The sequence below is a fragment of the uncultured Veillonella sp. genome, assembly GCF_963551295.1.
In the GTDB taxonomy this organism is placed as follows: Bacteria; Bacillota; Negativicutes; order Veillonellales; family Veillonellaceae; genus Veillonella.
Genome location: NZ_CAUVFT010000037.1, coordinates 1 through 17,588, shown reverse-complemented (window position 1 = coordinate 17,588; position 17,588 = coordinate 1). Strand labels below are relative to the sequence as shown.

16 protein-coding genes and 1 pseudogene are annotated in these 17,588 nt (G+C 37.7%); 14 read left to right on the top strand and 3 right to left on the bottom strand.

Annotated features, from left to right (window positions below; all coding sequences use genetic code 11):
- Positions 1 to 292 precede the first annotated feature (292 nt).
- Entirely contained in the window at positions 293 to 1,399 is a 1,107-nt protein-coding gene (locus RYO55_RS08895; RefSeq protein WP_314985162.1) for a tetratricopeptide repeat protein, read from the top strand.
- A gap of 174 nt (positions 1,400 to 1,573) precedes the next feature.
- Here the strand turns inward: RYO55_RS08895 and RYO55_RS08890 are convergent, their stop codons facing one another.
- Positions 1,574 to 3,079, bottom strand: coding sequence for a hypothetical protein (locus tag RYO55_RS08890; protein ID WP_314985161.1), 1,506 nt, complete (start codon positions 3,077 to 3,079; stop codon positions 1,574 to 1,576).
- 524 nt (positions 3,080 to 3,603) lie between these two features.
- Here RYO55_RS08890 and glmS point away from each other — a divergent pair.
- From glmS to RYO55_RS08840, 10 genes are all read left to right on the top strand, one after another.
- Positions 3,604 to 5,436, top strand: coding sequence for a glutamine--fructose-6-phosphate transaminase (isomerizing) (glmS, locus tag RYO55_RS08885; protein WP_314985160.1), 1,833 nt, complete (start codon positions 3,604 to 3,606; stop codon positions 5,434 to 5,436).
- Between the two features lie 58 nt (positions 5,437 to 5,494).
- Positions 5,495 to 6,481 (top strand): tryptophan--tRNA ligase, encoded by a 987-nt coding sequence (gene trpS / locus RYO55_RS08880; protein ID WP_314985159.1) that lies wholly within the window; start codon positions 5,495 to 5,497, stop codon positions 6,479 to 6,481.
- Positions 6,482 to 6,517: 36 nt separating this feature from the next.
- Positions 6,518 to 6,994 (top strand): hypothetical protein, encoded by a 477-nt coding sequence (locus RYO55_RS08875; RefSeq protein ID WP_314985158.1) that lies wholly within the window; start codon positions 6,518 to 6,520, stop codon positions 6,992 to 6,994.
- Between the two features lie 259 nt (positions 6,995 to 7,253).
- Positions 7,254 to 8,066: an amino acid ABC transporter substrate-binding protein gene (locus tag RYO55_RS08870; protein ID WP_295817979.1), complete on the top strand. Its 813-nt coding sequence runs from the start codon at positions 7,254 to 7,256 to the stop codon at positions 8,064 to 8,066.
- Between the two features lie 123 nt (positions 8,067 to 8,189).
- Positions 8,190 to 8,846, top strand: coding sequence for an amino acid ABC transporter permease (locus RYO55_RS08865; RefSeq protein ID WP_314985154.1), 657 nt, complete (start codon positions 8,190 to 8,192; stop codon positions 8,844 to 8,846).
- A 153-nt stretch (positions 8,847 to 8,999) separates the two neighbouring features.
- Entirely contained in the window at positions 9,000 to 9,755 is a 756-nt protein-coding gene (locus RYO55_RS08860; protein WP_077708072.1) for an amino acid ABC transporter ATP-binding protein, read from the top strand.
- 8 nt (positions 9,756 to 9,763) lie between these two features.
- A complete protein-coding gene (locus RYO55_RS08855; protein ID WP_314985153.1) occupies positions 9,764 to 11,035 on the top strand; it encodes a hypothetical protein in 1,272 nt (423 codons plus the stop codon).
- Positions 11,036 to 11,204: 169 nt separating this feature from the next.
- Positions 11,205 to 11,651 (top strand): universal stress protein, encoded by a 447-nt coding sequence (locus RYO55_RS08850; protein WP_004693853.1) that lies wholly within the window; start codon positions 11,205 to 11,207, stop codon positions 11,649 to 11,651.
- Positions 11,652 to 11,843: 192 nt separating this feature from the next.
- The gene (locus tag RYO55_RS08845; RefSeq protein WP_004693850.1) at positions 11,844 to 12,134 is read left to right on the top strand and encodes a metalloregulator ArsR/SmtB family transcription factor; all 291 of its coding nucleotides are present in this window, start codon (positions 11,844 to 11,846) and stop codon (positions 12,132 to 12,134) included.
- A gap of 119 nt (positions 12,135 to 12,253) precedes the next feature.
- The gene (locus RYO55_RS08840; RefSeq protein ID WP_314985152.1) at positions 12,254 to 13,129 is read left to right on the top strand and encodes a DMT family transporter; all 876 of its coding nucleotides are present in this window, start codon (positions 12,254 to 12,256) and stop codon (positions 13,127 to 13,129) included.
- A gap of 57 nt (positions 13,130 to 13,186) precedes the next feature.
- Here the strand turns inward: RYO55_RS08840 and RYO55_RS08835 are convergent, their stop codons facing one another.
- Positions 13,187 to 14,176 carry an AEC family transporter gene (locus RYO55_RS08835; RefSeq protein WP_314985151.1) on the bottom strand — a complete coding sequence of 330 codons (990 nt, stop codon included), beginning with the start codon at positions 14,174 to 14,176 and terminating at the stop codon, positions 13,187 to 13,189.
- Between the two features lie 382 nt (positions 14,177 to 14,558).
- On the opposite strand from RYO55_RS08835, the gene modA reads away from it, so the two are divergent.
- The 3 genes from modA (at position 14,559) to RYO55_RS08820 (ending at position 16,894) form a co-directional block, all read left to right on the top strand.
- The gene (gene modA / locus RYO55_RS08830) at positions 14,559 to 15,347 is read left to right on the top strand and encodes a molybdate ABC transporter substrate-binding protein (protein WP_012863881.1); all 789 of its coding nucleotides are present in this window, start codon (positions 14,559 to 14,561) and stop codon (positions 15,345 to 15,347) included.
- Positions 15,348 to 15,587: 240 nt separating this feature from the next.
- Positions 15,588 to 16,256 carry a molybdate ABC transporter permease subunit gene (modB, locus tag RYO55_RS08825; RefSeq protein WP_012863882.1) on the top strand — a complete coding sequence of 223 codons (669 nt, stop codon included), beginning with the start codon at positions 15,588 to 15,590 and terminating at the stop codon, positions 16,254 to 16,256.
- Positions 16,257 to 16,264: 8 nt separating this feature from the next.
- The gene (locus RYO55_RS08820) at positions 16,265 to 16,894 is read left to right on the top strand and encodes an ATP-binding cassette domain-containing protein (RefSeq protein WP_314985150.1); all 630 of its coding nucleotides are present in this window, start codon (positions 16,265 to 16,267) and stop codon (positions 16,892 to 16,894) included.
- 164 nt (positions 16,895 to 17,058) lie between these two features.
- On the opposite strand, the pseudogene RYO55_RS08815 reads toward RYO55_RS08820, so the two are convergent.
- Positions 17,059 to 17,588: pseudogene (locus RYO55_RS08815) on the bottom strand (putative hydroxymethylpyrimidine transporter CytX); the annotation flags it as partial.

Genomic DNA, 17,588 nt, shown 5'->3' with positions numbered 1-17,588 from the left:
ACTACATTGATACATGCAAAAAATGCGGCGTTGATTTCTATTGGTAGAGCATAATATAGTTAGCTTTTATTTTTGTTTAAATAACATAACCCTCTATTAGATATTTTTATTCATTTTTAGAATATCTAATAGAGGGTTGTTTTATGCAATTAGAACTAGCTAGAGACTAAAGGAAATCTTTTAGCATGGTTTGAATTTATATGAGGGGAGTTACTATAGGCACGTATATAGGAAGTAATTTGTGTTATTATAGCCATATAGTCTGAAATATATTCGATAGAAAAGGTGTAATATGAAGCTTGCTATAAAAGAGTATTGGGAAAATCTTAAAACAGAATATGAAGCTACATATAACGCGTCTATATTTAGTAATTATGATATATTGCAGCAATATGCAGAGAGTTTTAGAATGTATTTAATTTCTTTGATGTGTGAGTATCCCAATAACGTAGATGTTGCTTGTGCTTTAGCAACTGTTGAACAGGTATTAAGGCGTGAAGAAAATTCAATACAACTATTGGAAGAGTTCCTCAGAAAATATACAGAAGAACTGAGTGATACTGAAAAAGCAAGAGTTTACACTAATCTAGCCTTTTATCATAATGGGGAGATAGAGGAATATAACTATTTAGTAAAAGCTGAAAAGTTAAATTCTCCATATATAGAGACTTATAAAGGTTTGGCATTATATCATTTCTCATCTTATAAAAATAGCGGCTCAGTAGAAGCTTTAACGAAAAGTTTACATACCTTTGAAAAGGGGTTAACAGTAGCCAACGACTATGAAATGAATTTTGGTCGTGCTGTATGTTTATTTGATCTTAAGGAATATGATAAAGCAAAGACTAACTTTAAAGAGTTATTAAAAGACTACCCAAATAGAATGCGGTTATTGTTGTGTATAGCTTATTGCGATGTGTATTTAGGTAATAAAAAGCAAGCTCTCAATCGTTTGAAGCAAATTAAGATTGGAGTAGATTCAGCATATCATCTAGATAACGATGATATTAGTGAGTTTGATATCATTGATGCCTATTATATATTAGATGAGTACGGTCTATTCTTAGAAGAATGTGAAAAGGCTAAAGAGCACTGTGATTTAAGTTATGGCCCTTATTACTTTGGTCTTTGGATTATGAATCAACATGACCGGTTCTATCATGAAGTGAATAAGCAACGAACAGAAATATTGGCATGTATTGAAGATGCAAAAATGGACGAAGACTTTGATAGCGAAGAAGAAAAGCAAGACTATATCAAAAGCTGGGAAGATGATTTAAAAAACCTAAATTTGTTGGAACATAAAATTAAAGACGAAAACTACAAACCTGTTGTTGAACTAAAACTATGGCCAATATATAAGTGCTATTTAATAGACTGTTTAACTCATAATTTTTAATCCGTTAACTATTGGCAGATGTATCTAAAAGCGATTTATATATTCAAGCTGATATACAAGTAAGTTTAATAAATTAAAAGCACTACTTTGAATTGTAATTACTGATATGTACCCCCTTTACCGGACAACCAGTAAAGGGGGTACATATCAGTATTCAGAGTAGTGCTTTTATCATTATTTATCAGCTACAACAAGTTTATATCCATTCAATTGAATGTTACTGCCGGTTGTGTCTTCGTTGCTCAAGGATTTTATATAGCTGTCGCCAGTGAGTATCCAATTGGAGTCTTTGCTGAGTTTCACAGTTACTTCTTTAGCCGTATTGTCTGTGTTTACAGCACCTACAAGGCTAGATCCATTTGTCATGTCAAGAGCGATGGTACTGATTGAATCGGCCATAATATTACCGCTTAGTTCTTGATTAGATGTGCGGAGTGTGAGGTGACCGCCGTTCTCACCAGTTTTTCCCCAACGGGAGTCAGCAGCTGCTTTCACTAGGGTAGATGTGTTCGGCATAGAGATTGCATTGTTAGAAAGGTCTACTTCAGCAGTGGTGTTGTTTACATAGAGGAACGCACCTGTAGCGTGAGTTGTGAGTGTGTTATTCTCTGCTTTCAGACGAGCAATACCGCTTTCAGCATCACCAGAGAAGCTTTGATATAGCATGAAGCCATTGTCTTTGTAGCCAGTTACATTGGAGTTTGTAAGGGTAATGGAGTTCTTACCTTCTACAACGCCAATTTCACTATTATTAGCTATTCCGTTGACATTGTTTACCATAATATTACCCGTGGAGTAGATAACAGGACTGCCTTCGCCAGATGTGGTGAGTTTGGCTGCTTCTGCGGTGATTGTGCCTTCTCCGCGATCTGTAGCAAGTGTAGCGGAGTGAGCCCCTTCAGTAGTGATAGTTAGGTTTTTGCCATTTACAGTGCCTTTGTAAGTAGCATCTAAACCACGAGAGGAATCACTTTTTGTGTGAATATTAGTGTTTTCTACGTTGATAACCGTGCCTTCACCAGTGGCAAAGACTGCATTAGAACCTTTAGAGTTAGATGTAATATTGCTACCCTTGATGTTGATTTGACTGCCGTCAATGCCGAGGACTACTGCATTTTGACCACGAAAATTGCTATTATCATCGCTTGTAGTGTTGCCAGTTTTATCGAAAACGCTATTTTCAATATCAATTACCGCTTTGTTTTTACCGATAAAAGCATTCTGATCGGCTGTTGTGTTTGTCATCGACTCATGAGCAATCGATTTGTTTTCTGTTACTATTGCTGTACCTGTGAAAGTATTGGGATTTACTTCCGGTTGAGGAGCCATGCTATTAGATCCTCCGTTAGGCATCCCCTCTGGAGGCACCCCGTTTGGCGCACCACTTGGGGGCATACCATTAGGTGCTCCTACAGGAGGTTGCCCTGTTGGTGGCGCACCATGAGGTGTACCGTTTGGATGTGTGCTTTCTTGTGTGGGCGATACTGTTTTAGTTTGTTCTGTTGTGGTTACAACTGCTATGTTAGTGTTAGGTTGAGTTTCTGCTGCTAAGGTTGGAATGATGGCTAACGTCGATAGGGCAGCGCCAAGTACTGCAGGTAATACCCAACGGCGTAACTTTCTATAGGGCAAACTATTTTTTCTATTTTTATGTTTCTTTTTAATCGTTGTTTTATTCATGATTAATATCTCCCAAATTATATACATACATTTTGAAAATACAACAAAATCTAATTGTGTAAAATTTAGAATGATAGAAGTATAATTTCTTACAATGAAAAGGACGTGAAACATAGAAACAATCTTTTTTATTCCTTTTGAATTATCTGAGGTGGTTTACTTTTTATCGATTTTTTTAGTATAATATACCTCAGTACATATTTTATTTTGTACTGATTCTGCCATATATCACAGAAAGGAATTCCGAATTCGTAAAGGCGAATAGCGCAAGTACCCGCGAAGGCAGTCGTTAGGGTAGACGAGGTGAAGAGTGATCGAATTATCAGCGGATGCTCTTCCGGCATATTCATGTCGTAACAGGTATTAAAAAGCCCATCGGTAACGATGGGGACAAAGTATATCTGAATGAATTGTATTGAACTAATAATTAATACATTAAATAGAATATTAATCTAGAACATTAATTTGTTAGCCTTAGTTTTTGCTGGGGCTAGAAATACCCCCAGTTATAGGAGGATATACTTATGTGCGGTATCGTAGGATACATTGGCTTTAATCAAGCATCTGATTTCTTATTGGACGGTATGGCGAAATTAGAATACCGTGGTTATGATTCTGCAGGCATCGCTATTATTGGTGCTGAAAATGTTATTAAAATTCAAAAAAAGGTTGGCCGTCTCTCCAATTTAGAGACTATCGTGAAAGCGGATCCTAATGAAGGAACTGTAGGTATTGGTCATACTCGTTGGGCTACACATGGTCGTCCATCCGATATGAATGCGCATCCTCATGCATCTGAAGATGGTAAATTTGCCGTTGTACATAACGGTATTATTGAAAACTATATGCCTTTAAAAGAGGAACTCATCGCAAAAGGATATCATTTCAAATCTGAAACGGATACAGAGGTAGTTGCACATTTGTTGGAGGATATGTACGATGGCGATTTTGTCGGTACTGTTCGTCGTATGCTGAATCGTGTAGACGGTGCGTATGCTCTCGAAATCATCTGTGCCGATGAACCGGATAAAATCATTTGTACAAAGAAAGAAAACCCTTTGGTTATCGGCCTCGGCAAAGGGGAAAACTTCGTTGCTTCCGATATTCCAGCTATTATTAATTACACACGTGATACATATATTTTAAGCGATGGCGAATTAGCTATCGTAACTCGCGATAATGTATCCGTATTTGACCGTGAAGGAAAAGCTGTTGATAAAGAGGTATTCCACGTAAGCTGGAATGCGGAAGCAGCAGAAAAAGGCGGTTATGAACACTTTATGTTGAAAGAAATTCATGATCAACCTAAGGCTGTTCGTGATACATTTGGTACACATATTTCTGAAGGCGGTAAGACAGCTATCTTTGATGAGTTGAATTGGACTGCTGAAGATGTGGCAGCTTTCAATAAAATTCTCATCGTTGCATGTGGTACTGCATACCATGCAGGGCTTGTAACAAAACAATATATTGAAAACTTGGCGCGTATTCCAGTTGATGTGGAAATTGCATCTGAATATCGTTACAGCAATCCGTTGACTGATGATAAAACATTATGTATCGTTATCAGCCAATCCGGTGAAACATCCGATACATTGGCGGCCTTGAAGGAAGCTAAACGCCTTGGTGCCAAATCCTTGGCTATTACCAATGTTGTTGGTTCCAGCATTTCTCGTGAAGCGGATAACACTGTTTACACATGGGCTGGTCCTGAAATTTCTGTAGCGTCCACAAAAGCGTACACTACTCAATTAGTAGCAGGCTTGTTGTTCGCTGTATACCTTGGCCAATTAAACGGCAAAATGAATCCAGCTGTAGGAGAAGAAATTCTTAGCGGTGTTAAAAACTTGCCTGCATTGATTCACGAGATCTTTGAAGTAGACGAAGATATGAAAGCCTTTGCTAAACATTATGGCTTCAAATCCGATGCATTCTTCTTGGGCCGTGCTATCGACTACGCAGTAGCGATGGAAGGGGCTTTGAAATTGAAAGAAATTTCTTACATTCACGCTGAGGCTTACGCTGGTGGTGAATTGAAACATGGTACCTTGGCTCTTATCGAAGAAGGCGTACCTGTTATCGCATTGGCTACACAAGAGGATGTTTACGACAAGATGATCAGCAACATCCGCGAAGTAAAAGCGCGTGAAGCTATCGTAATCGGCATCGGTATGAAAGGTGACGAAGAATTATCTAAACACGTTGACCACACAATCTATGTGCCTCGTGCAAATAAATTCATCGCTCCAATCTTAGCGGTTGTACCATTGCAATTATTGGCGTACTACGCAGCGATTACTCGTGGTGCAGACGTAGACAAGCCACGTAACTTGGCTAAATCTGTAACCGTAGAATAATATATATAACCAACAGTGCTTCGGCACTGTTGGTTTATTTCAATATAGGGAGACTATTATGGCAGTTATATTTTCCGGCATCCAACCAAGTGGGGAGTTAACACTTGGTAACTATTTGGGGGCTTTACGTAATTTCTTAGACTATCAAGATACTGATGAGTGTTACTATTGCATCGTTAACCAACATGCGATCACTGTACCGCAAGATCCAAAAGAGTTATTCCAAAATACTCGTAATTTGGCTGCACTATATCTTGCAGTTGGCCTCGATCCTAAAAAGGTAACATTATTCGTACAATCCGAAGTACCTGAGCATGTTAAGCTCGGTTGGGTTATGCAATCTATTAGCTATGTTGGCGAATTAGAGCGTATGACTCAGTACAAAGATAAGTCTCAAAAGCAAGGTGACTCTATTCCTACAGCGTTGCTTACGTATCCACCATTGATGGCGGCAGATATTCTGCTATATGGTACGAATTATGTTCCTGTAGGTGAAGACCAAAAGCAACACCTTGAGCTGACTCGTAATTTAGCAGAGCGTTTTAACCGTAGATTCGGTGAAATATTCGTAGTACCTGATATTAAGGTAGGCGAAGGTGGTGCTCGTGTTATGAGCTTACAAGAGCCAACCAAAAAAATGAGTAAATCTGATGATAACCAAAATGCTACAATTCGTCTTTTGGATGCTCCAGATTTGATTGTGAAAAAATTGAAACGCGCTCAAACTGATTCTGATAATGCAGTGCGTTATGATAAAGAGAATAAACCTGGCATTTCTAACTTGATGGGAATATACCGTGCCATTACGAAAGACAGCTACGAAGCTATCGAAGAAATGTACGCTGGCAAAGGTTACGGTGTATTTAAATCCGATATTGCTGATCTATTAGTAGCAACCCTTGAACCAATTCAACAACGTTACAATGAATTGATTACAAGCCCTGAATTGGATGTAATCCTCGATGAAGGTGCTGCTAAGGCACATGCTAAAGCAAGTGCAATGTATCGTAAGGTAGAACAAGCTATGGGCTTGTGCCGTAAATAAAATCATATAGTAGACTTTCAATTTGTGAGGTAAACCATGACGAAACAAGAGGCGATGGAACGCTTTTCATCAGGTACCGTACAACAGAGCTTAGAAATACATCGCGGTATACAGTGGACCGGTCGCATCATCGGTCTAGTTGTGTGTGCGTTGATCGTGAAATATATGCCCTTAGACTGGGCGGAACGCGTATGGTATTATCTGGTGCTGCTCGTGATATTATGGACCCTTCATAGATTAGGTGAAAGTCAAGCTTTTATCTGTGAAAAGGGCCTCGTGTTAAAACGTAGGCCTTTTTCTGTGAAAGAATACTTTCACAGTTTATTCTATGGGGATGAATATTTCGTCTTTGTTGATTATGAGCATATTATCGGATTCACTGAGGAATGGCGCGAGTTGCAAGCGATGAATGGTCATGGTGGAATCTATGTGATACCACTTGATCTGCATCAGGTGGCGTACAATGATAAAATGGCGATGATTGAGGCCATCCATAAACATACGCAGTCATAAAGCATAAGCACTAAACGTAATAAATATAGGCGCATACAGCGATATAAACATAGGCCTACAGAATCATAGAATAAATGAATCTAGAAACATAAAATATATGACAAGAATCTATAAAATGAAAAATCCACAAATTTATTGAATTAACTATTTACAACTTTAACGAACTAAAGTATAATACAATCATTAAGTACGGAATCTAAATCTGTATTGAACATATTATTAAGTAGAAAATAGGCGATAATCGCTGTGGAGGATAGTTATGAATTGGAAAAAGATGATGGCCGTTGGCCTTGCAGCTGTATCTATGATGGCATTTGTAACAGGTTGTGGTGGTGACACTAAAAAGGCTAATACAGAATTGCCTAAGAAAGTTGTTATCGGTTTAGATGATAGTTTCCCTCCAATGGGCTTTAAAGATGAAAAAGGTGAAATCGTCGGGTTTGATATCGATATGGCTAAAGAAGCAGCTAAACGTGCTGGCATGGATGTAGAATTCAAAGCTATCGACTGGTCCAGTAAAGAAGCGGAACTAAAATCTAAAAAAATTGATGCTTTGTGGAATGGCTTAACAGTTTCTCCTGAGCGCGAGAAAAATATTTTGTTCTCTAACACATATATGAAGGATAAACAATACGTCATTGTTCGTAGTGACGATGACTCCATTAAAGGTAAAGCTGATTTAGCTGGTAAGGTAGTAGGCGTGCAACAAGCTAGTACTGGTGAAGCAGCATTGCAAAACGACCCAAGTGGTAAGACTGTTAAGGAGACAAAATCCTATGCGGATTTTGTAAGTGCATTTATGGATCTTGGTATTGGTCGTGTTGATGCGGTTATTGCTGACGGTGTAATCGCTCGTTATCTTATGACAAAAGAACCTGGTAAATACAAAATTGTAGAAGGTACTGACTACGGTGTTGATAATTTCGCTGTTGGTTTCCGTAAAGATGATACTGCTTTGCGTGACAAAATTAATGGTATCTTAGCTGAAATGAAAAAAGACGGTACTGCTGATAAAATTGCTGAAAAATGGTTAGGCTCAGGCGCAGACTTAGATAAGAGCGATGCTAAATAGTACAATTCGTGATATACTAATAGTACTATGGTCAGTAGGTACAACTGATAATTAAAGAACGAAATGTACACTAGAGAAGCGGCCAGATGGCCCTTCTCTAGTCGTGTTTTGAAGGAGTCTTTCATGTTTGATTATTTATTGCAGATTATCCCAACCATCGCTGATGGTTTAAAGGTAACCGTATCGCTATTCTGTATTGTATGGATTTTATCTATTCCTGGTGGCATTTTAATGGCTATGTTACGTCTATCTAAATTGCCTTTAGTAGATAAGTTTGTTGATGCTTTCGTGTATTTGATGCGTGGCACACCGTTGATGTTACAAATCTTATTCGTCTATTATGCCTTGCCAATCATTACAGACGGTGCCATTCAGATGGATGATGCGACGGCAGCAGTTCTTACCTTCGTCTTAAACTACGCAGCTTATTTATGTGAGATTTTCCGTGGGGGTATTCAATCCATCTCTCGAGGTCAGTACGAAGGGGCGAAGGTTCTTGGTTTTACCTATGCACAAACTATGCGTAAGATTATCTTGCCACAAATGTTTAAACGTGTATTGCCTCCTCTTGCGAATGAGACGATTAACTTATTGAAAGATACATCTCTCGTGTATGTATTGGCAATGAATGATATCTTGCGTATTACAAAATCTATCGTACAACGTGATTTTGATATTTCTGCATTTCTCGTGGCAGCATTATTCTACTTAATCTTTACCTTTATTTTGACGAATATCTTCAGCTACTTAGAACGAAGATTTGCTGTATACGAAGATTAATCTAATTCTATGGTAGTTTGTCGTATGTAATGGTGTAGCTAGTTTTATAGGTGGAATACCTTTATTTGATGTCTATAGATGCGATTTCGTAGATGAGATATCTTTACTTGAGACGCTAATTATATACTTAATCTGACGATGTAAGAGGTACTTATGACATTTGTAAATATGGAGCGTATTGAAAAACGCTTTAATAATCAAACCGTATTGCGCGATGTGTCGCTCAAAATGAATAGAGGCGAAATCGTTTCTATTATCGGGCCTTCTGGTTCTGGTAAATCTACATTTTTACGCTGCTTGGGTCAGTTAGAAACGATTGATGGAGGCTCTATTACCGTTGATGGTACGATTCTTGCTAGTACTGAAAATGGGGTTGTAAAATACGCTTCTCCTCAAACTCAGCATGAATTATTGCTCCGCATGGGTATGGTATTCCAATCTTTCAATTTGTTCCCACATATGACGGTATTAGATAATATTATGATTGCTCCTCGCATGGTAAAAGGTATGAAAGATGACGAAATCTCACCGATTGCAGAGCAATTACTCAATAAAGTAGGATTATGGGAAAAACGAGATATGTATCCATCTCGCTTGTCTGGCGGTCAGCAACAGCGTGTAGCTATTGCCCGTGCGCTAGCGATGAATCCAGAAATCATGCTTTTTGATGAACCCACATCTGCTCTTGATCCTGAGCTTACTGGTGAGGTTCTTAAGACAATCAAACAATTGGCGGACGATCACATGACGATGATTATCGTAACTCATGAAATGAACTTTGCTCGTGAAGTATCGGATCGTGTTATCTTTATGGCTGATGGTGTTATTCAAGAAGAAGGAACACCAGAACAAATTTTTAGTCATCCGCAGAACGAAAGAACGAAAGCGTTCTTGGATAATATGTTATAGGAGGTTCTATGAAGTTACGTTTATTTGCGGCAACCTTAGCTGTCATGGCTTTGGGAACGACTTCTATTATGGCGGAAGGTTTACAGAAGACGCCTGATACACCTTTATCTATTGTGGAATCTCAGAAGGATTCCGCATCTATTTTGCCAGAACAATACAAATCCTATGCTACCAAGATGAACACGGTGGTGAAGGATTACAAAAATGGTTATATGTTCTCGATTCCTTGGCGTGTAGCTGATGGCGTTATGTTAGATATGGATGTGCGTAGTGAAAGCGAACATATTCAAGGGTATTCCTTCAATTTAGCGGGCCCTTCGCAAGAGGATTCCTATACAGTATCTTTTACTAAGCGCAATAATACACCACAAGAAGGAATATCTCAAAAAGAATGGAATACGACTTGGTATGGTGTACCTATTAAGGGCATGTCTAATGAGGAGTATTTAAATATCTGGCGCCAACATAGCAATAACTTTGAGCATAATGATATTGTTGGTGGGTTCTTTGCTAAGAAAGGTGCAGTCTCTGCGCGTTGGGATAAAAGTACACCAAAATCTTATGCGGATATGACATCTACAGAACCGGTTCAATCTGTATTTGAAGCAGAATTTATCATGGAGAAAGATCAAACTCATCGGTACAATTTGTCTAGTACGTATGCACCTGTTCGTGCAGAGTTTATGGAGCTAGGTTTGATGGAGCATACAATTCCATCCTTTGAATTGATCAATAAGCGCGGTTCTAATGCTATTAAAGGGGTAAAAAAAATATTAACCGGCACAAGCGATATCAGTGTTGCAGAAGGTATCAAATTTACCTATCCAAAAGGTTTCACCCGTCTAAATGAAAAGGGCAAGATTGCTTTCACTAAACATAATGTGCGCCTCGACATTGAGTCTTTTACAATCCCCGTACAAGCTGTTAGTTCCGGTATGCCAACTATGATGGGTAAGCAAATGCTAGGAGACTATTATCTTAAACAATTGGTTGAGGTTAATAAGGCTACAATTACTCGTTATGAAACGCATATTATTGACGGTAATGTGATGTTTTATTTAGCGGGACATATGAAAAATCCAAATACATCTGATACATCTGTAGCGGAACCAGTATCCTTTGGCGCAACAATTATTCTTGGCAATGAAGGTAATGTAGCAGTAGCTCGAATGATTGGTCCATCCACTAGCAATCTTGCTACTCAGGAACTTATAGATATATTAGATGGTTTTAAATTGACTACTACACTTAATACAAATCAATCGTCTCAGGTTCTTTAATATACGCATAATATTCTTTTATTTGTATAATTCTGTACGATTTGTGCTATAATGTAATAAATCCTCAGAAAAAAGAGGAGTTTTCCTTGATGGTCTAGAATATATTAGTATAGGCTAAACGATATTTGATCATATCCCCTTTGAGGGATTAGGAATAGGAGGGGTTATTATGGTTACCTACAAAACTATTGTCGTACCTACTGATGGTTCTGAAAATGCTAAACGTGCGTTGGAACATGCTCTCGCTGTAGCGGATCGCAACCAAGCTGAATTGATTGTTGTTCACGTTGCAAATATTGTGTCTGCTATTTCCAATTTTGATCAAACACCAATTTCTGGTGGATATGTATCTGAGCAAATTGCTGAGGATATGGAAGAAACTGGTAAGGAAATTCTTAATGATGTAGTGAAAGAAATTCCTGCAGGCGTAAAAGTTAAAAGCGTATTTGAAGTTGGCTCCCCTGGACCTGCATTACTTGCAGTGGCAAAAAAATATAATGCTGATCTCATCGTAATGGGTAGCCGTGGTCTTGGCCCTTTGAAAGGCTTATTCATGGGTAGCGTAAGTAGCTATGTAACTAGCCACTCCACTTGCCCTGTATTAATCATTAAATAATTTATATCTTATATTTTATATAGATATGATAAAAAAAGAGACTTTGGTTTCTCAAAGTCTCTTTTTTATGTTAAAAATGATATAATGTCTATATGTATGCCATACATATTGGTGTTATACGTTAAGACGTATCGATTAGTGACATAGAAGAGCTACAAAAAAGAATGGATAGGATTAAAAAAGGGGGATTATATGACCGACAAACAAGAATCATTGCTGAAGCTAGCAGAACTGTTTAAAATCTTGGGTGATCCTACACGCCTTAAAATAGTAGAGCTATTACTAGAAAATGAAATGTGTGTTAATCATATTGCAGAAACCATGGAGATGGGACAATCTGCTATTTCTCATCAATTGCGTGTATTGCGCCAAGCACGCCTTGTTACATATCGTAAAGATGGGAAAACAGCATACTATTCTCTAAACGATGATCATGTTGAATGTTTAGTTCGCATGGGGATGGAACACGTAGCTCATCAATAATTTAAATTTTTTATAATGAACACATTTCGTCCTACTTAGGATGAAATGTGTTTTTATATTTTATATATTTTATTTGAGTTGTATTTGATTATGGAGAAGTATATAAAGTGAATCTGTTAATGAAAAATATAGGAATATTAGTGGTATTTTTAGCTACTGTATTCTTATCAACAAAATCTATATGGGCAAAACTAATTTATTTAGATTCACTGAGCCCTTTGAATGTTCTTGTGTGTAGGGCTGTTTTATCATTACCTTTTTTTCTTATACCAATGATTCGTTTTGATTGGAATAGCGTGAATAAAAGTAAGGTTTTTAAATACTCATTTTTGGGGGCTATTCTTTATGTATCTTCATCTATAACGGACTTTATAGGATTATTATATATATCTGCCTCATTAGAACGTGCTGTTCTATTTACATTTCCAATTTACGTTTTTCTGTTATCATCAGATTTATCACGCATTACATTTTCAAAAGTAGTTTTAATTGTATCTACTGTGCTAGGATTAGCAATTATGTTTAATCCTACCGCTGATAATCACCTTATAGATACTCTAATAGGTATTTTACTAGTTTTACTTTCTGCAATCTTTTGGGCGTTGTTTATTATTTATAGTAAGAGGGCTGTTTCGAATATTAGTCCTACTATTTTTACTAGTACTTATATGTGTATAACTACAGTGCTTTTACTTTTTGGCTTTATAATTGATAGCAAAAAATTTACTACGTTTTCAACGCTCCAAACGCATACTATGATTTATTTAGTATTTTTGGCTATTTTTTGTTCTATCATTCCTTCATACTTGATGTCTTTTGGTCTTAAAAGGATTAATGCATCTCTTGCAGCAGTTATTAGTGCAATGGGACCAATAGTTACTTTAGGTTTAGATGTAGTTATTCTTAATCATAATTTAACCTTGAATGAAATTATTGGAGCTATAATTGTTACAGCTTGTGTAACTTGTTTAACAAGACTAAATGCTAAGGCATAAAAAATCACTCATAGCCATATGACTATGAGTGATTTTTTATAACTATGATTTTTTATTTTAATATAATGGGAAGAGATAATAAGCGATTGTAATAAACAGTGGCATAGTTATAGCGGATAAAATAGTTGTGCCCATTACGATTTGTGTAGCATATTCTGGATTATTCTTCATTTCAATAGCAATAAGAGACATATTAATAGCCGTTGGAACGCTATAGGTTATAATGATAGTTTGTGCCGCTATTGGATGCATAGGTCCATAGAACATAATGAATAATATAGTAATACCAGCGGCTATGAGTGGGCTCACAATGAGTCGTAAGGTCGTTGCGAGCATGACATCCATCTTGAAAAAGTTTAGCGGTGTTCTATTAATCTGTACACCTAAGGCAATCATGGCAACGCCAACGAAGGCGTTGGCAAAGATGTTGAGTGGTGCAAAGAAGAAGAGCCCGTGTAAATCAAAGGGCAATAGCTGGCAAAGTAGTGCCAGTGGGATGGCATATACCATAGGCATGTGGAATACGACTTTTAGTGCATCCCGTGGTGTTAGTCGTCCAGCTCCAGCTTGGTAGAAACCGTAGGTATTACTGCTGATAGTTTGTATGATCATGATAGATACAACACTCACTAAACCTAGATTAGCATAGGGGGTAGCACCATCGATGACGTATGGAATATTAGTAAATACAAAGATAGCAAGGGCGACACCCATATTCCCAACATTATTAAACATAACGCAGTTTTTTAAGGTTGCAATCTTGGCCAGATCATATCCTTGCATCTTACCTACCACATCTGAAAGGATGGAGTTTAGTACGAGTACACAGAGCGCACAGAATACAATTTCCAAAGTACCTGAGTTAAGTTTAGCTTCATACATAGCTCGAAATATAAAGGTAGGTAACAATATATAAAAGTTTAGTTTACTCAGCGTATATAGATCGAGTTTAAATCTTCTATCTAATATAAATCCCACGCCTATAAGTACTAAGATAGGGACCATAGAATTCATAAAAATATGGCCTACTAATTCGAATAGATTCATCATCTCACCTAGAGTTTTTCTTTAATATAGTAGTTAATATATAAGGCATAGTTTTAATGTATTGTATAACTATATGTTGTAAATATACAGTTGTTTTATATAAGTTGTAAGTAAATAAGTTTTCTAAAATATTTTTATTCTTTATAGTATTATCATATCATAGTCTCTATTGTTTGGGGCTTAAAAATTTATCGATTATGATTACTTATCATAATCATCAGAAATATCTATGCAGAATATGATTTTAGTATACAATTTCAACCATCGATTTATAGTATAATATGAATATATTGTATATTTCAGTTTGTTAGTACACGAAGTGTCTCTAGGTATTACCATGGTTTTTACAGTATGGCGTTTTAAGGGATGCACAGGAGGAATTATGAAACGAATTTTATTAGTATTAATGAGCGTTTTCATGCTTGCTTTTTTAGTAGGTTGTGGTAATGATGCAAGTAAACCAACTGAGTCAGCTAAACCAAGCACATCTGAAAAGATTACTGTACAAGCTGCAGCAAGCCTTAAAGGTGCTCTTACAGAATTGGCTGATGCTTACAAAAAAAGCCATAACTTAGCGGATGATCAAATCGCTATTAACTTCGCTGGTTCTGGTACATTACGTCAACAAATCGAACAAGGTGCACCAGCTAGTTTATTTATTTCTGCTGACGAGAAAAATATGAAAATGTTACAAGAAAAAGATTTGGTAACTGATGTAAAACCATTCGTAACTAATGAACTCGTTCTCGTAGTTCCAAAAGGTCAACCTAAGGTTGAGCTAAATCAAATCGCTACAGTAAAGCGTATCGTATTGGGCAATCCTGAAACAGTACCAGCTGGTAACTATGGTAAACAAGTATTAACAAAACTAGGCGTTTGGGAACAGGTAGAACCTAATGTAGTATACGCTAAAGATGTAAAAGCTGTAACAGCTTCCATTAGCCAAGGTGCTGGAGATGCTGGTTTCATCTATAAAACTGATGCTATCGCAGCGGGCGATGCAGTTGAAATCTCTGCAGTGACACCGGCTGATTCCCATGATCCAGTTATCTATCCGATTGGTATTATTAAAAAATATGACAACGCATTGGCAAAAGACTTCTACCAATACGTAATGAGCCCAGAAGGCCAAAAAGTATTAGAAAAATACGGTTTCTCTACTTCTAAATAAGAGTAAAGCGCTAGCTTTCAGGGCTAGCGTTTTCTTATGATACAATAGAGATATTATTGATATTACTAATCTTATGATTGCTCACTGTATGCTTTTTCTTTTTACTCTTTTGTAGTGATGAGTGCTTAATAATCTAGCATATGATATGATTTTGGGCATATAATTTGTTTGAAAAGTATTTTTGAATTAATGGATATAGCACATACTTTAGAGTTGTTGTGTATAGAAAGGGGGCGTGACATGAGTCCATTATGGCTGTCGCTATGGGTGGCAAGTATAGCTCTTATTATAGTTATTTTAAGTGGCTTAGCGACTTGTTACTGGATGAACCGTTGCAAGTGGGGTGGTATTGCCATTCTTGATGCACTTATTACCTTGCCACTTGTACTGCCTCCGGTAGTCGTTGGTTTTGCGTTACTTATGGTATTTACTCCAGGTTATGCGTTTGGTGCTTGGCTTGAAGCTCATGGTATGAGTGTTGTTTTTGCTGCATCTGGTGCCGTGATAGCCTCCTCTGTAATTGCATTTCCGCTGTTTTATCAAACGGTGCGTTCAGCATTGCAATCCGTCGATCATAATATGGAGGACGTAGCGCGTACATTAGGTGCTTCAGAGTTACGTATCTTTTTTACTATCTCCGTACCACTCGCTTGGAAAGGCATTTTGACGGGCAGTATTTTAGCCTTCTGTCGTGCTATGGGCGAGTTCGGTGCTACCATTTTGATTGCAGGCAATATTCCAAAGGTAACGCGCACCATGCCACTTGCTATCTACTCTTACGTAGAGGCAGGGCAGTACATGGATGCTTTTGAATTAGTTATCTATATTTGTGTGCTCACATTGGCATTGTTGAGTGGGATTCACCTCATCACAAAGGGGTCCTTGTTCCGTCATATTGATAATAATTAGGAGGTCCGATGATTACATTTTCCTTTACCGTAGCTAGACCTTCTGTGACTGTGAAAGCTGATGGGGTACTTCCTTCTGGTATTACCGTTTTGACAGGTCAATCCGGCAGTGGTAAAAGTACTTTCATTAAATGCATTGCAGGACTTGTAAAACCCACTACAGGTAGTATTCGCTGTAATGAAACAGCGTGGGTGAATCGAGATAATAAGATTTGGGTTCCCGCTCAAAAACGTCAGGTAGGCTATATGCCACAAGGTAATATCGTATTCCCTCATTTGTCTGTGGAACATAATATTACCTATAGCAAACGAGGCACACCTGACATGTGCAATAGTCTATTGCAGCGTTTAGGCCTTGAGAAATACCGAAAAATGAAGGCTGGCAGCCTGTCTGGTGGCGAACAGCAACGAGTTGCTTTGGGGCGTGCGCTCTACTCTAAACCGACTATCTTGCTTCTCGATGAGCCTTTATCTGCTTTAGATTGGAACTTGCGAAAACATGTGCGTGAAGATTTGGTGTCCATTATTCGCGAGTGGGATGTACCTTGTGTATGGGTAACTCATGATGAAAGCGAAGCCGAAATGGCTGGAGATCGGCACTGGACCTGTGAAGACGGAATCATTACAATTCCTAAATAAGGGGAAGTCTAATAAAAATATAAAACACCTTCATAAACGTTATCATATGATTATGCTATTCAACTTGAATAGGGGCACATTATGATAACTATTTGTGAAGGTGTTTTTTGCTATTACTATAATCTTTATTATTGATTTAGTATATGTACATTACGTTTGGGTTGTTACTGTTTAATTTCTGCAGATGTGTGTACTGTTTTACTTATAAATCCAACGATAGCTGTAACGGCAAATGCTATTGTAAAGGTTGGTAGTGTAGAACCTATTGTGCTTTCACTATGTAACATATAGTGGTATAAACCAACAGATACGGCCCAAATAAGACCTCGTACGAGATAAGCCGATACTGTTTGTACTTGTTGGCGATTGATAAAGTAGTCTGCCAATAAGATGGCAATCATCGGCGCAAATACAGAGCCGATAAGGTATAGGAAGTCTGTAATATCATCCATTGGATATAGAATAGCTGCAATAGTGCCCACGATAGTAACGATGACGGCTATACCTTTACTGGATGCACCGTTATAGATAGTCGTACTAGATACGCCTGCAGAGTAAGCGTCCATAAAGGTTGTAGTAACGGTAGAGAAGATGATAACGATGAGTCCCGCAAGGCCAAGTCCTGCATTCATCATGATAGTAATGATGGAGTCGCCACCGCCAAAGATAGCGGCACTAAGACCTAAGGTGTACA

Coding starts and splice junctions, on each gene's coding strand:
- RYO55_RS08895 (WP_314985162.1), top strand. CDS start 293: ATGAAGCTTGCTATAAAAGAGTATTGGGAAAATCTTAAAACAGAATAT.
- RYO55_RS08890 (WP_314985161.1), bottom strand. CDS start 3,079: ATGAATAAAACAACGATTAAAAAGAAACATAAAAATAGAAAAAATAGT.
- glmS (WP_314985160.1), top strand. CDS start 3,604: ATGTGCGGTATCGTAGGATACATTGGCTTTAATCAAGCATCTGATTTC.
- trpS (WP_314985159.1), top strand. CDS start 5,495: ATGGCAGTTATATTTTCCGGCATCCAACCAAGTGGGGAGTTAACACTT.
- RYO55_RS08875 (WP_314985158.1), top strand. CDS start 6,518: ATGACGAAACAAGAGGCGATGGAACGCTTTTCATCAGGTACCGTACAA.
- RYO55_RS08870 (WP_295817979.1), top strand. CDS start 7,254: ATGAATTGGAAAAAGATGATGGCCGTTGGCCTTGCAGCTGTATCTATG.
- RYO55_RS08865 (WP_314985154.1), top strand. CDS start 8,190: ATGTTTGATTATTTATTGCAGATTATCCCAACCATCGCTGATGGTTTA.
- RYO55_RS08860 (WP_077708072.1), top strand. CDS start 9,000: ATGACATTTGTAAATATGGAGCGTATTGAAAAACGCTTTAATAATCAA.
- RYO55_RS08855 (WP_314985153.1), top strand. CDS start 9,764: ATGAAGTTACGTTTATTTGCGGCAACCTTAGCTGTCATGGCTTTGGGA.
- RYO55_RS08850 (WP_004693853.1), top strand. CDS start 11,205: ATGGTTACCTACAAAACTATTGTCGTACCTACTGATGGTTCTGAAAAT.
- RYO55_RS08845 (WP_004693850.1), top strand. CDS start 11,844: ATGACCGACAAACAAGAATCATTGCTGAAGCTAGCAGAACTGTTTAAA.
- RYO55_RS08840 (WP_314985152.1), top strand. CDS start 12,254: ATGAAAAATATAGGAATATTAGTGGTATTTTTAGCTACTGTATTCTTA.
- RYO55_RS08835 (WP_314985151.1), bottom strand. CDS start 14,176: ATGAATCTATTCGAATTAGTAGGCCATATTTTTATGAATTCTATGGTC.
- modA (WP_012863881.1), top strand. CDS start 14,559: ATGAAACGAATTTTATTAGTATTAATGAGCGTTTTCATGCTTGCTTTT.
- modB (WP_012863882.1), top strand. CDS start 15,588: ATGAGTCCATTATGGCTGTCGCTATGGGTGGCAAGTATAGCTCTTATT.
- RYO55_RS08820 (WP_314985150.1), top strand. CDS start 16,265: ATGATTACATTTTCCTTTACCGTAGCTAGACCTTCTGTGACTGTGAAA.